The organism is Pseudomonas sp. FA117 (assembly GCF_057370475.1).
This window is the reverse complement of record NZ_CM170675.1, coordinates 3,772,683-3,786,684: the sequence shown is the minus strand read 5'-3', so window position 1 is coordinate 3,786,684 and position 14,002 is coordinate 3,772,683. Positions and strand designations below refer to the sequence as shown.

10 protein-coding genes, 2 tRNA genes and 2 rRNA genes are annotated in these 14,002 nt (G+C 59.4%); 8 read left to right on the top strand and 6 right to left on the bottom strand.

Going from position 1 to position 14,002, the window contains the following annotated elements; translation table 11 throughout:
* The first annotated feature begins 12 nt into the window (after positions 1-12).
* Entirely contained in the window at positions 13-576 is a 564-nt protein-coding gene (locus AC1TXO_RS17610) for a helix-turn-helix domain-containing protein (protein ID WP_486402928.1), read from the top strand.
* 8 nt (positions 577-584) lie between these two features.
* Here AC1TXO_RS17610 and AC1TXO_RS17605 read toward each other — a convergent pair whose 3' ends face one another.
* A complete protein-coding gene (locus AC1TXO_RS17605) occupies positions 585-1,133 on the bottom strand; it encodes a cysteine hydrolase family protein (protein ID WP_486402927.1) in 549 nt (182 codons plus the stop codon).
* An 85-nt stretch (positions 1,134-1,218) separates the two neighbouring features.
* Between AC1TXO_RS17605 and AC1TXO_RS17600 the strand changes: the two genes are divergently transcribed.
* Entirely contained in the window at positions 1,219-2,202 is a 984-nt protein-coding gene (locus AC1TXO_RS17600) for a GlxA family transcriptional regulator (RefSeq protein ID WP_486402926.1), read from the top strand.
* Here the strand turns inward: AC1TXO_RS17600 and soxR are convergent.
* Positions 2,172-2,663 (bottom strand): redox-sensitive transcriptional activator SoxR, encoded by a 492-nt coding sequence (gene soxR / locus AC1TXO_RS17595; RefSeq protein WP_486402925.1) that lies wholly within the window; start codon positions 2,661-2,663, stop codon positions 2,172-2,174. The genes AC1TXO_RS17600 and soxR overlap by 31 nt on opposite strands.
* An 87-nt stretch (positions 2,664-2,750) precedes the next feature.
* On the opposite strand from soxR, the gene AC1TXO_RS17590 reads away from it, so the two are divergent.
* Positions 2,751-3,131 carry an antibiotic biosynthesis monooxygenase gene (locus tag AC1TXO_RS17590; RefSeq protein ID WP_486402924.1) on the top strand — a complete coding sequence of 127 codons (381 nt, stop codon included), beginning with the start codon at positions 2,751-2,753 and terminating at the stop codon, positions 3,129-3,131.
* Here AC1TXO_RS17590 and AC1TXO_RS17585 read toward each other — a convergent pair.
* Together AC1TXO_RS17585 and AC1TXO_RS17580 are read right to left on the bottom strand one after the other, a co-directional pair.
* A complete protein-coding gene (locus tag AC1TXO_RS17585; RefSeq protein ID WP_486402923.1) occupies positions 3,110-3,880 on the bottom strand; it encodes an alpha/beta hydrolase family protein in 771 nt (256 codons plus the stop codon). The genes AC1TXO_RS17590 and AC1TXO_RS17585 overlap by 22 nt on opposite strands.
* Positions 3,864-4,976 (bottom strand): DUF3182 family protein, encoded by a 1,113-nt coding sequence (locus tag AC1TXO_RS17580; RefSeq protein ID WP_486402922.1) that lies wholly within the window; start codon positions 4,974-4,976, stop codon positions 3,864-3,866. The genes AC1TXO_RS17585 and AC1TXO_RS17580 overlap by 17 nt, the downstream gene beginning before the upstream one ends.
* A 190-nt stretch (positions 4,977-5,166) precedes the next feature.
* Here AC1TXO_RS17580 and AC1TXO_RS17575 point away from each other — a divergent pair, with 190 nt between their 5' ends.
* Complete coding sequence (locus AC1TXO_RS17575) at positions 5,167-6,975, top strand: aminopeptidase P family protein (RefSeq protein WP_486402921.1); 1,809 nt, start codon at positions 5,167-5,169, stop codon at positions 6,973-6,975.
* A 42-nt stretch (positions 6,976-7,017) separates the two neighbouring features.
* Here AC1TXO_RS17575 and AC1TXO_RS17570 read toward each other — a convergent pair whose 3' ends face one another.
* Together AC1TXO_RS17570 and rhtA are read right to left on the bottom strand one after the other, a co-directional pair.
* Complete coding sequence (locus AC1TXO_RS17570; protein WP_486402920.1) at positions 7,018-7,299, bottom strand: hypothetical protein; 282 nt, start codon at positions 7,297-7,299, stop codon at positions 7,018-7,020.
* A gap of 182 nt (positions 7,300-7,481) precedes the next feature.
* On the bottom strand, positions 7,482-8,369 hold the full coding sequence (rhtA, locus tag AC1TXO_RS17565; protein ID WP_486402919.1) for a threonine/homoserine exporter RhtA: 888 nt from the start codon (positions 8,367-8,369) through the stop codon (positions 7,482-7,484).
* Positions 8,370-8,988: 619 nt separating this feature from the next.
* On the opposite strand from rhtA, the gene AC1TXO_RS17560 reads away from it, so the two are divergent.
* The 4 genes from AC1TXO_RS17560 (at position 8,989) to AC1TXO_RS17545 (ending at position 13,908) form a co-directional block, all read left to right on the top strand.
* Positions 8,989-10,525: ribosomal RNA gene (locus tag AC1TXO_RS17560) — 16S ribosomal RNA — on the top strand.
* 85 nt (positions 10,526-10,610) lie between these two features.
* Positions 10,611-10,687 (top strand) — tRNA-Ile (locus AC1TXO_RS17555).
* A gap of 26 nt (positions 10,688-10,713) precedes the next feature.
* Positions 10,714-10,789 (top strand) — tRNA-Ala (locus tag AC1TXO_RS17550).
* Positions 10,790-11,015: 226 nt separating this feature from the next.
* Positions 11,016-13,908: ribosomal RNA gene (locus AC1TXO_RS17545) — 23S ribosomal RNA — on the top strand.
* The 16S and 23S rRNA genes sit together here with 2 tRNA genes alongside, the layout of an rRNA operon.
* Positions 13,909-14,002 lie beyond the last annotated feature (94 nt).

Below are 14,002 nucleotides of genomic sequence, written 5' to 3'. Positions count from 1 at the left end.
GTGAGCAATATAGTGCACAAAGATTCCTCGCATCGCGCGACGGTCCTGCAGCATGTCAGCCAGAACATTCGTCGCTTGCGCAACGACCAGGGCCTCAGCCAGAGCGCTCTCGCCGAGCGCTCCGGGGTAAGCCGGCGCATGCTCGTCGCAATCGAGGCCGGCGAGAAGAATGTCAGCCTCACCACCCTCGACCTGATCGCCGAAGCCCTCGGCGTGGCCTTCAGTACCCTGATCCAGGCTGCCGAGCAGCGTGATCCGGCGCGCATCAACGAGTTGGCCTGGGCCGGTGGGCACCCGCAGAGCCGCGCAGTACTGCTGGGCAGCAGTCCGGCGCGGCGTGAAGTGGAACTGTGGGAATGGACCCTCGGCCCCGGCGAGCACTACGCCAGCGAAGCCGACGCCGAGGGCTGGAGCGAGCAGATCTACGTGACCGAAGGCTGCCTGACCCTGCTGATCGAAGGCGGCGAATTGCGCCTGCGGGCAGGGGAGTTCCACATATTCCCCAGCGATTGTCGCTATGCCTACCGCAACGACGGCGACCTGCCCACACGTTTCGTACGCAATGTGGTGATCTGACTGGCAGGCTACTTGCCCAGCAGCGCCTCGGTACTCTCGACCGTGGCGAAAGCGAAGGCCAGCGCTGCCATGGCCGAGCCATGCACCTGGGCTGCCGGCACGGTCTGCCCGTCGAACGCCAGTGCCAGGGTGGCGCAGGCATCGTGTGCCACCGACACCTGGTAGCCGAAGTCCGCTGCCGCGCGGGTGGCCGAGTCGATGCACATGTGGCTCATGGCCCCGGCGATGGTCAGGGCCTGGACATCATGTTCGTCGAGCAACGCCTTGAGTCCGGTGTCGCGAAACGCGTTGACCTGATGCTTGAGCACAACCGGCTCGCCTTCGGCGGGCAGCACCTTGGCATGGATAGCCGCACCCTGCGAACCAGGTTGGAAGAACGGCGCGTCCGCCGATTCGAACTCGTGACGCACATGCACCACCAGGTCGCCCCGCTTGCGCGCCGCTGCCAGCAATCGCGCGGCGTTGTCGGCAGCAGCGTCGGCGCCATCGAGGGTCCATTTGCCACCGGGGAAGTAATCGTTCTGGATATCGATCAGAATCAGTGCCTGTCTGCTCATGTCACATGCCTCCTTGGGCGTGGTCGTGGTGTGACGACAGTTATAGGCTTTGGCGAGTGACCTTGGGATTGGCGCAATCGACACAATGAAGGCAAAAACTGACATGAGTGCGGGTGTGGAAATAGGCGTGCTGATCTATCCGGATGTGCAACGCGCTGCCGTGCACGGGCTCACGGACCTGTTCGTGGTGGCCAACCAGGTCGCTGCCGAGCTGGGCCATGGTGAGCTGCCACCTGTGCGGGTCAGCCATTGGCAACTGGACCAGGGTGGGATCCTCTGCGAGGTCTACGACAGCCTGCCGGGGACTGCCCATGACCTGAAGGTGCTGGTAGTGCCGCCCAGCCTGGGCCCTGCGCCTGTACCTGCCCTGCTGGAGCAGCACCGCGCCTCGCTGTGCCAGCACCATGATCGCGGCACGGTCCTGGCCTCGGTGTGCATCGGCGTGTTCTTCCTCGCGGCCAGTGGTGTGCTGAACGGGCGCTCTGCGAGCACTCACTGGAACTACGCACAGGCCCTGGCCGAGCGCTATCCGCAGGTACGCGCCGATACCAGCGTGCCGGTGCTGGACGATGGCGATATCCTGACCTCGGCCGGCCTGATGGCCTGGACCGAACTGGGCCTGCGGCTGCTGGAGCGTTTTCTCGGTGCAACCCTGGCGCGGGAAACCGCTCGTTACCTGGCGGTGGACCCTGTCCCTACGACCTTGCCCGGTGCGCTGTTCACGCCACGGCTGGACCATGGCGACGAAGCAGTGCTCAAGGTTCAACACTGGTTGCAAGGCAGCGGCGCGCAGCACGCCAGCCTTGCCGACATGGCCGGACATGCTGGCCTGGAACCGCGGACGTTCCTGCGCAGGTTCCGCGCAGCGACCGGACTGCGGCCTACCGAGTACTGCCAGCAGGTGAAAGTGGGGCGTGCCTGCCGCCTGCTGGAGTTCACCCGGCGCAGCGTCGACCAGATCGCCTGGGGCGTCGGTTACCAGGACCCTGGTGCGTTTCGAAAGGTGTTTCAGCGCATCACCGGGCACACCCCCAGCGACTACCGCCGACGCTTCTCCGTGGGCGGGTGATCATCCGTTGCCTGCGGGTGCGGCCCGGGGCCTTCTTCGGCCAGTCGGTCCTGATGGTTGCGCAGCGGGCACTCCTTCAGCGACAGGCAGCCACAACCGATGCAGCCGTCCAGCTGGTCGCGCAGCATCTGCAGTTCCTCGATGCGTTGGGTCAGGTCTTCGCGCCATTGCGCTGAAAAGCGCCGCCAGTCTTCGGCGGTCGGCGTATGTCCCTTGGGTAGCGTGTTGAGCGCCTCGGCAACCTGTGCCAGCGGCACGCCCAGACGCTGCGCCATCTTGATTACCGCCACCCGGCGCAGCATGGCGCGCTCGAAGCGGCGCTGATTACCGCTGTTGCGCGTGCTGTGGATCAGGCCCTTGCTCTCGTAGAAGTGCAGGGCGGTTACCGCTATGCCACTGCGCGCCGCCAGTTGGCCGACACTGAGCAGGCGTTCCGGGGCGAGGGGCGTTTGGCCGGGCATGCTGAAATATTCCTTGACCTTGAGTTAACTCGAGGTTTTACCCTGCTGGCCATCATGCTGCAAGCACCCGAAGCAAGGAGACTGTCCATGACGGCTACACCCCGTTCCCTTTGGTTCACCCAGATGATCGAGTACGAAGTACCCGCGACCCGCCAGCAAGCGCTGGCCGAAGCATTGGTGCTGCGTGCCGAGGAGATTGCCAGCCGTTGCGGCGGGCTGCTGGGTGTCAGCATCCAGGCCAGTGACGACGGCAGCCGCGTGCTGCAGTACCTGCAATGGCAGTCGCGCCAGGAGTGGGCAGCGGCGGCGGCCTGCTTCGTCGAGGAACCGTTCCTCGAGTTGCTGCGGCATCACCAGGCGCGTGGCGTGAATTTCACCGCCTACCAGACCCTGCGCAGCCTGGTGCGAGGCATCGATGGCGGCCTGCACTGCGAGGTCGGCGGGGCTCAGGCGTACCAGGGCGCGTAGTGAGGGTAACGATCCAGGCGGGCGCCGATCACCATTTCGCCTATCCATGATCCCAGAATGGAGCTGTAGGCTTTCTGGCTCTGTTCACTGGACAACGCATGGTCTGCGCCGTCGACGATGCGGTGGGTCAGCGAATGGGCGCCGATGAATGCCGAACGGTAGCTCATCAGGGTACTGTGCGGTACGTAGTCGTCGTGCTCGGACTCCACCAGCAGCACATCCCCCTCGAACTCGGCGCACGCAGCCAGGGCACGGTTGTCGGCCGGGCCGAGGATGCGTTGACGGTACTGGTTCAGACGCTGGCGATCGAGCGCTTGCTTGGGCGTTTGCCACTCATCGTCCCAATACAGCGCCGGTACGCGCATGGCCAGCCATTTTACCGGCCGTTGGGCGGTCAGCAGCGTGGCAAGATAGCCGCCGTAGCTGCTGCCGATCAGGGCAATGGCGCCGGGATCGACGGCGGGATGGGCGATCAGGCGGTCGTAGGCGGCCAGCAGATCCGCCAGGTTCTGCTCGCGGGTGACGCTCAGGCGCTGGCTTTCGGTCTTCTCGTGGCCACGCAGGTCGAAGGTCATGCACACGCAGCCAAGTCCGGTGATCTGCCGCGCTCGCGCCAGGTCACGTTGCTGGCTGCCGCCCCAGCCGTGGACGAAGAGGATCCCTGGCATCTTGCTCCCCGGGCTGACCAGGGTGCCGGCGATGCTGTCGCCCTCGACCTGCAACTCGACCTGCTCACTTTGAATCGCCATGCTCGCGAATCCGTGCGAATTTGCTGAATTGTCCGAGTTCACTGTCGTCCCCCTGGTAGAAGAGTGTGGCGTCGGCCGGTAGCGTCGGGTGACCGAACACCTCGTGGGTTGATGCGTGTACCTGTTGCAGCGCCGGGTCGTCGACGAAGGCGCGCAAAGCCAGCAGTTCGGCGCTGCTGGCACCGCCCAGGCGCCACGACTGCTCCAGCACACCGCTGCGCAGTTGTCCGTCGGCGTCGAGGCCGCGGGCGATGTCGTAGTTGCGGCGCGAAGCGATAAAACCCTGGAAATGCTGCTCGGCGGCCTGCTCATAAAGGATTGCCTGGTTGATCGCCAGGCGCAGGTGGTCCTCCAACGGTTGCTTCAGCAGGGCCTGGTAGTCGCCGCGCACTACCACCAAATCGGAACCGCCGTAGACCTCGTTGCCCTGGTGGTCGCGGGTCAACTGCTGGGTGCCGTGGTAGCTGCAAGTGATGCCGGCAACACGCACCTGGCCAACGCTGAAAGTCCGGACCTTGCTCAGGTCCTGCTCCAGTACCAGCCCGAACAGCGACAGCGCCTGTTCATCCATGTTCACCAGCAGGGGCTCCAGGTCGTCGAGCCTTTCTATCACCTGCTGGCCACGACCTGCACAGGCCAGCACCGGTTTGACCCGCACCGCGCCCTCGCGTAGCAACAACTCGGTCGCGCGGCGGGCGTCATCCTTGGCAAACACGGAGTACCCGCGCAGCAGGGCATCGCCAGCGTGCCGGGCGAACGCATCGGTCCAGCCGGGAGGGCGGCTTGCATGGGGCAGCAACGGGTGGGAAATGGCCTTGGTTGCCATGTAGGGATGGCTGACCAGGCCACCGAACAGATCCCCCTCGGTGTGAATTCCCAGCGGCGCGTAGCGTGCCGGGTCGATGAGGGTTTCGGTGGGCAGGTAATAATAGCGGTCCGCATTGCCGGGCGCTTGCGCGGGCGTGACGAAGGGCACGCCAAGCAGCTGCGCCAGGTGTTCGGCGAGCTTGCGGTGGACGGCGCGTTCGTGATCCGGGGTCTGTTTGCGGGTGTCGAGGAGTACGACGGCGGCTTTCGGCTCTTGGGAGTAGGCCATGTGCGATCTCGTCCGCTGGGGCTGTAAGACGTCTGAAGGTCTGCACACCGGCAAAGTTCATCCTGCAGGACCGGCGGCGAGGGCGTTCCGGGCAATCGTCAGGGCTTTGCGATGATCCGATTGCGGGCGCTGGCAGGCTGTTCCATTATCCCAGACTGGAACCGTCCAAGATGTGATCGCAGGAGAGCGCATGAACAGTCTCAACCCCCTTCAGGAATCCGTACCGGCACGCCTTGCGCGCGTTCGCGAGGTCATGGCCAGGGAGGGTGTCGATGCCCTGTTGGTGCCCTCTGCCGATCCCCATCTCTCCGAATACCTGCCCGGCCACTGGCAGGGGCGCCAGTGGCTGTCGGGCTTCCACGGTTCGGTTGGTACGCTGGTGGTCACGGCGAATTTCGCTGGCCTTTGGGCCGACAGCCGCTATTGGGAGCAGGCCGAAAAGGAGCTTCAGGGCAGCTCCATCGAGCTGATGAAACTGTTGCCGGGCCAGCCCGGTGCCCTGGACTGGCTGGGGGAGCAGGTCGCCAAGGGCGGCACGGTGGCGGTCGACGGCGCGGTCATGGCGTTGGCCTCGGCTCGTCAGTTGCAAGAGCGCCTCAAGGCGCGCGATGTGAAGCTGCTGACTGACCGCGACCTGCTCGACCAGGTATGGGACGGTCGCCCGGCTTTGCCTGGCAACCCGGTCTACCAGCACCTGGCGCCCCATGCCACGGTCAGCCGGGCGCAGAAACTCGAGGCGTTGCGCCAGGGCTTGAACGACAAGGGCGCCGACTGGCATTTCATCGCCACCCTGGATGACATCGCCTGGCTGTTCAACCTGCGGGGCAGCGATGTTTCGTACAACCCGGTGTTCGTTTCCTTTGCCTTGGTGGGCCAGGACCAGGCCACGCTCTTTGTCGGTCAGGACAAGATCAATGACCATCTGCGCCAGGTCCTGGCGGCTGACGGTATCGAGGTGCGTGACTATGCCGAAGTGGGTCAGGCGCTGGCGGCTATTGCCGGTGATGCCCGCCTGCTGGTCGATCCGGCGCGGGTCACCCATGGCCTGCTGGCCAAGCTCGATCAGCGGGTCGTGCTGGTCGAGGCGATCAACCCGACGACGCTGGCCAAGTCACGCAAGGGAGAAGCGGACCTGGTGCACATCCGTCGGGTGATGGAACAGGACGGCGCGGCCCTGTGCGAGTTCTTCGCCTGGTTCGAGGCACACCTGGGCCGCGAAACCATCACTGAGCTGACCATCGATGAGCAACTGAGTGCGGCCCGTGCGCGACGGCCTGATTTCGTTTCGCTGAGTTTCTCGACCATTGCCGCATTCAATGCCAACGGTGCCATGCCGCATTACCGTGCCACCGAGCAGTCCCATGCGGTGATCGAGGGGGACGGCCTGTTGCTGATCGACTCCGGGGCGCAGTACCTGGGCGGAACGACCGACATCACCCGGATGGTCCCCGTCGGTACGCCCAGTCGCGAACAGAAAGAGGACTGCACGCGAGTGCTCAAGGGCGTGATCGCGCTGTCGCGGGCGAGTTTTCCGCGGGGCATCCTGTCGCCGCTGCTCGACGCCATCGCCCGGGCACCGATCTGGGCCGAGCAGGTCGACTACGGCCATGGTACCGGGCATGGCGTGGGCTATTTCATGAATGTCCACGAGGGACCGCAGGTCATCGCCTACCAGGCGGCCACTACGCCACAGACAGCCATGCAGGCCGGGATGATCAGCTCCATCGAGCCGGGAACCTACAGGCCGGGCGCCTGGGGCGTGCGCATCGAGAACCTGGTGGTCAATCGCGATGCTGGCAAGAGCGCGTTCGGTGACTTCCTGAACTTCGAAACCCTGACGCTCTGCCCGATCGACACTCGTTGCCTGTTGCCCGAGTTGCTCGATGCCTCCGAGCGCCTGTGGCTCGATCGCTACCACAGCACCGTGCGCGAGCGCCTGGCGCCACTGCTGCAGGGCGAGGCACTGGCCTGGCTTGAGCAGCGCACACAGCCGGTCTGAACGGCAGAAACGAGAAAGGGCAGCTTCAAGCTGCCCTTTTCCTTACTTGCAGATGACGATCATGCTACGGCTGGTGTATCCGGCCGGGTTGATCCCGAAGATGTAGTCGCCAGGCTCCTCGTCGTTGTCGCTGGAGCGGGCTATTACCTTGTAGCCCTTGCTGCCGCATGAGGCCTGTGCGTTGGCGTAGCATTTGTCCCAGGACGACGAAAGCCCCGAGCAATTGATGTGCAGGCCCTTCTTGCCCCGCTTCACCTCGGTCTTGGCTGTCGCGGCACACCCAGCAATGGCCAAGATGGCCAGGATGATAAAAATACGTTTCATTCCTGTCCTTAACGGGCGTTTACTGCGACTCGCCCTTGTAGTGATTACTGCGTCTTCCTGATCTTCCCTGCGTCCATGCCCGCTTCAGTAGAACTTCCGAAGATGATGATTCTGTGACAGCTTAAACAGCCAGGCCCGCAGGTACAAGGCTGACGGTGTGGCAAATGCAACTATTTCTCAAATCAGTCTGCGGCGACCGGTGGGGCACTTTCCTTGCGCATGGACAGTGTCGCGCCCACCGATGCGGTGATGATCGCCAGGATGGCCAGCCATTGCGTCAGGCTCAGCACCTCACCCAGGAACAGCAGCCCCGACAGTGCGCCGAAGGCAGGTTCGATGCTCATCAGGGTGCCGAAGGTCCTGGCGGGCATGCGGGTCAGGGCGACCATCTCCAGGCTGTAGGGCAGGGCAGTCGAAAGGATCGCTACCCCCAGCGCCACAGGAATGAGTGCGGGGGTGAGCAGCGCACTGCCCGCATGGACGATGCCGATCGGGGCGATGAACAGGGCGGCGATCAGTACGCCCAGGGCGGCGGTCTGGATGCCGTTCTCCGCACCGGCGCGTTGGCCATATAGAATGTAGAGAGCCCAGCACACACCGGCACCCAGGGCGTAGGCAGCGCCGGTCAGGTCCAGGGCGGCGCCGGTATTGCCTGTCGGAATCAGCAGCAGCAAGCCAACGATGGCCAGCGCGATCCAGAGAAAGTCCAGCGCCCTGCGCGAGGCGAAGATCGCCACGGCCAGCGGGCCTGTGAACTCCAGTGCAACGGCGATGCCCAGTGGTACCGTGCGCAGCGACATATAGAAGAGGAAGTTCATGCCGCCCAGCGCCAGGCCATAGATGATGACGCTGCGCAGGGTGCTCGCGTTGAGCTTCGCACGCCAAGGTCGCAGCAGGGCGAGCATGATGATGCTGGCGAACACCAGGCGCAGTGCCGTGGTGCCCTGGGCACCCACGACCGGGAACATGCTCTTGGCCAGCGAGGCGCCGGACTGGATCGAGGCCATGGCGATCAGCAGCAGGCCGATGGGGAACAGCGTGGCGGCCAGGCTGCGGGGTTGGGTGTTCATCTGGAGGGGGCGATCCTAATATAAAGAAGAGAAGCGGGTGCGCAATATAGTGCGCAATTGCGCTGGGGTGGCGCAACTGCTGTCGTGATGAGCATGCGCTAACCTCCTCATTCTTATTAAGATTTTGTGAAACTAATGCTTGACGCCCTCTCGAATCCCCTTATAATGCGCCCCACTTCCGCAGCAAACGGAACGCGAAACTCCTTGTTAATCAACGAGTTAAGCGAGTTCGGTGTAGCGCGAAGGGCTTCGGTCTCCTGATCGGCAGCGGTGAAAAAGGCAGTTGACAGCATCGTTTGGTGCTGTATGATTCGCCTCCCGCTACGAGAGATCGCAGCGAGTCAAGTGTTTGAGGCTAAACGAGTTTCTCGCGAAAAACTTCAAAATAAATGCTTGACACCGAATGAGGAAAGCGTAGAATGCGCGCCTCGGTTGAGACGAAAAGCTCTTGACCAAACGCTCTTTAACAAATCGAATCAAGCAATTCGTGTGGGTGCTTGTGAGTACGGACTGATAGTCGCCAAGATTATCAGCATCACAAGTGGCCATGCGAGAAATCACATAGTCATTTGAGATTGCTGAGCCAAGTTTAGGGTTTCTTAAAAACCCAAGCAGTATTGAACTGAAGAGTTTGATCATGGCTCAGATTGAACGCTGGCGGCAGGCCTAACACATGCAAGTCGAGCGGATGACGGGAGCTTGCTCCTTGATTCAGCGGCGGACGGGTGAGTAATGCCTAGGAATCTGCCTGGTAGTGGGGGACAACGTTTCGAAAGGAACGCTAATACCGCATACGTCCTACGGGAGAAAGCAGGGGACCTTCGGGCCTTGCGCTATCAGATGAGCCTAGGTCGGATTAGCTAGTTGGTGAGGTAATGGCTCACCAAGGCGACGATCCGTAACTGGTCTGAGAGGATGATCAGTCACACTGGAACTGAGACACGGTCCAGACTCCTACGGGAGGCAGCAGTGGGGAATATTGGACAATGGGCGAAAGCCTGATCCAGCCATGCCGCGTGTGTGAAGAAGGTCTTCGGATTGTAAAGCACTTTAAGTTGGGAGGAAGGGTTGTACGTTAATACCGTGCAATTTTGACGTTACCGACAGAATAAGCACCGGCTAACTCTGTGCCAGCAGCCGCGGTAATACAGAGGGTGCAAGCGTTAATCGGAATTACTGGGCGTAAAGCGCGCGTAGGTGGTTCGTTAAGTTGGATGTGAAAGCCCCGGGCTCAACCTGGGAACTGCATCCAAAACTGGCGAGCTAGAGTATGGTAGAGGGTGGTGGAATTTCCTGTGTAGCGGTGAAATGCGTAGATATAGGAAGGAACACCAGTGGCGAAGGCGACCACCTGGACTGATACTGACACTGAGGTGCGAAAGCGTGGGGAGCAAACAGGATTAGATACCCTGGTAGTCCACGCCGTAAACGATGTCAACTAGCCGTTGGAATCCTTGAGATTTTAGTGGCGCAGCTAACGCATTAAGTTGACCGCCTGGGGAGTACGGCCGCAAGGTTAAAACTCAAATGAATTGACGGGGGCCCGCACAAGCGGTGGAGCATGTGGTTTAATTCGAAGCAACGCGAAGAACCTTACCAGGTCTTGACATGCAGAGAACTTTCCAGAGATGGATTGGTGCCTTCGGGAACTCTGACACAGGTGCTGCATGGCTGTCGTCAGCTCGTGTCGTGAGATGTTGGGTTAAGTCCCGTAACGAGCGCAACCCTTGTCCTTAGTTACCAGCACGTTATGGTGGGCACTCTAAGGAGACTGCCGGTGACAAACCGGAGGAAGGTGGGGATGACGTCAAGTCATCATGGCCCTTACGGCCTGGGCTACACACGTGCTACAATGGTCGGTACAGAGGGTTGCCAAGCCGCGAGGTGGAGCTAATCTCACAAAACCGATCGTAGTCCGGATCGCAGTCTGCAACTCGACTGCGTGAAGTCGGAATCGCTAGTAATCGCGAATCAGAATGTCGCGGTGAATACGTTCCCGGGCCTTGTACACACCGCCCGTCACACCATGGGAGTGGGTTGCACCAGAAGTAGCTAGTCTAACCTTCGGGAGGACGGTTACCACGGTGTGATTCATGACTGGGGTGAAGTCGTAACAAGGTAGCCGTAGGGGAACCTGCGGCTGGATCACCTCCTTAATCGAAGACATCAGCCTGCTGATGAGCTCCCACACGAATTGCTTGATTCATTGTAAAAGACGATGCTGTAACGCGACCCTGTTATAGGTCTGTAGCTCAGTTGGTTAGAGCGCACCCCTGATAAGGGTGAGGTCGGCAGTTCAAATCTGCCCAGACCTACCATTACATGGTGCGGCCTAGGACAAAACGGGGCCATAGCTCAGCTGGGAGAGCGCCTGCCTTGCACGCAGGAGGTCAGCGGTTCGATCCCGCTTGGCTCCACCACTCTTTCAAGATGCAGCACTGTTCAGAACTTAGAAATGAACATTCGGACATGAATGTTGATTTCTGACTTTTGTCAGATCGTTCTTTAAAAATTCGGATATGTGATAGAAATAGACTGAAGACCAGTTTCACTGCTGGAATTCAGGCTAAGGTAAAATTTGTGAGTTCTCACGAATTTTCGGCGAATGTCGTCTTCACAGTATAACCAGATTGCTTGGGGTTATATGGTCAAGTGAAGAAGCGCATACGGTGGATGCCTTGGCAGTCAGAGGCGATGAAAGACGTGGTAGCCTGCGATAAGCTTTGGGGAGTCGGCAAACAGACTGTGATCCAGAGATCTCTGAATGGGGGAACCCACTCAGCACAAGCTGAGTATCTTGTACTGAATACATAGGTGCAAGAGGCGAACCAGGGGAACTGAAACATCTAAGTACCCTGAGGAAAAGAAATCAACCGAGATTCCCTTAGTAGTGGCGAGCGAACGGGGACCAGCCCTTAAGCTGGTTTGAGATTAGTGGAACGCTCTGGAAAGTGCGGCCATAGTGGGTGATAGCCCCGTACACGAAAATCTCTTGCCAGTGAAATCGAGTAGGACGGAGCACGAGAAACTTTGTCTGAACATGGGGGGACCATCCTCCAAGGCTAAATACTACTGACTGACCGATAGTGAACCAGTACCGTGAGGGAAAGGCGAAAAGAACCCCGGAGAGGGGAGTGAAATAGAACCTGAAACCGTATGCGTACAAGCAGTGGGAGCCTACTTTGTTAGGTGACTGCGTACCTTTTGTATAATGGGTCAGCGACTTATATTCAGTGGCGAGCTTAACCGAATAGGGGAGGCGTAGCGAAAGCGAGTCTTAATAGGGCGCTTTAGTCGCTGGGTATAGACCCGAAACCGGGCGATCTATCCATGGGCAGGTTGAAGGTTAGGTAACACTGACTGGAGGACCGAACCGACTACCGTTGAAAAGTTAGCGGATGACCTGTGGATCGGAGTGAAAGGCTAATCAAGCTCGGAGATAGCTGGTTCTCCTCGAAAGCTATTTAGGTAGCGCCTCATGTATCACTGCTGGGGGTAGAGCACTGTTTCGGCTAGGGGGTCATCCCGACTTACCAAACCGATGCAAACTCCGAATACCAGCAAGTGCCGAGCATGGGAGACACACGGCGGGTGCTAACGTCCGTCGTGAAAAGGGAAACAACCCAGACCGTCAGCTAAGGTCCCAAAGTCATGGTTAAGTGGGAAACGATGTGGGAAGGCTTAGACAGCTAGGAGGTTGGCTTAGAAGCAGCCACCCTTTAAAGAAAGCGTAATAGCTCACTAGTCGAGTCGGCCTGCGCGGAAGATGTAACGGGGCTCAAACCATGCACCGAAGCTACGGGTATCACCTCTGGTGATGCGGTAGAGGAGCGTTCTGTAAGCCTGTGAAGGTGAGTTGAGAAGCTTGCTGGAGGTATCAGAAGTGCGAATGCTGACATGAGTAACGACAATGCGAGTGAAAAACTCGCACGCCGAAAGACCAAGGTTTCCTGCGCAACGTTAATCGACGCAGGGTTAGTCGGTCCCTAAGGCGAGGCTGAAAAGCGTAGTCGATGGAAAACAGGTTAATATTCCTGTACTTCCAGTTATTGCGATGGAGGGACGGAGAAGGTTAGGCCAGCCTGGCGTTGGTTGTCCAGGTTTAAGGTGGTAGGCTGAAATCTTAGGCAAATCCGGGATTTCAAGGCCGAGAGCTGATGACGAGTGCTCTTTAGAGCGCGAAGTGGTTGATACCATGCTTCCAAGAAAAGCTCCTAAGCTTCAGATAACTGGGAACCGTACCCCAAACCGACACAGGTGGTTAGGTAGAGAATACCAAGGCGCTTGAGAGAACTCGGGTGAAGGAACTAGGCAAAATGGCACCGTAACTTCGGGAGAAGGTGCGCCGGCGAGGGTGAAGGACTTGCTCCGTAAGCTCATGCCGGTCGAAGATACCAGGCCGCTGCGACTGTTTATTAAAAACACAGCACTCTGCAAACACGAAAGTGGACGTATAGGGTGTGACGCCTGCCCGGTGCCGGAAGGTTAATTGATGGGGTTAGCGCAAGCGAAGCTCTTGATCGAAGCCCCGGTAAACGGCGGCCGTAACTATAACGGTCCTAAGGTAGCGAAATTCCTTGTCGGGTAAGTTCCGACCTGCACGAATGGCGTAACGATGGCGGCGCTGTCTCCACCCGAGACTCAGTGAAATTGAAATCGCTGTGAAGATGCAGTGTATCCGCGGCTAGACGGAAAGACCCCGTGAACCTTTACTATAGCTTTGCACTGGACTTTGAGCTTGCTTGTGTAGGATAGGTGGGAGGCTTTGAAGTGGGGACGCCAGTTCTCATGGAGCCATCCTTGAAATACCACCCTGGCAACCTTGAGGTTCTAACTCAGGTCCGTGATCCGGATCGAGGACAGTGTATGGTGGGTAGTTTGACTGGGGCGGTCTCCTCCCAAAGAGTAACGGAGGAGTACGAAGGTGCGCTCAGACCGGTCGGAAATCGGTCGTAGAGTATAAAGGCAAAAGCGCGCTTGACTGCGAGACAGACACGTCGAGCAGGTACGAAAGTAGGTCTTAGTGATCCGGTGGTTCTGTATGGAAGGGCCATCGCTCAACGGATAAAAGGTACTCCGGGGATAACAGGCTGATACCGCCCAAGAGTTCATATCGACGGCGGTGTTTGGCACCTCGATGTCGGCTCATCACATCCTGGGGCTGAAGCCGGTCCCAAGGGTATGGCTGTTCGCCATTTAAAGTGGTACGCGAGCTGGGTTTAGAACGTCGTGAGACAGTTCGGTCCCTATCTGCCGTGGACGTTTGAGATTTGAGAGGGGCTGCTCCTAGTACGAGAGGACCGGAGTGGACGAACCTCTGGTGTTCCGGTTGTCACGCCAGTGGCATTGCCGGGTAGCTATGTTCGGAAGAGATAACCGCTGAAAGCATCTAAGCGGGAAACTTGCCTCAAGATGAGATCTCACTGGGATCTAGAATCCCCTGAAGGGCCGTCGAAGACTACGACGTTGATAGGTTGGGTGTGTAAGCGCTGTGAGGCGTTGAGCTAACCAATACTAATTGCCCGTGAGGCTTGACCATATAACACCCAAGCAATCTGCCCTGCAGATTGTGGTGGTGAAGACGAAACGAACCGAAAGTTCGAAGCGACCCACAAAGATCACATATCCGAATT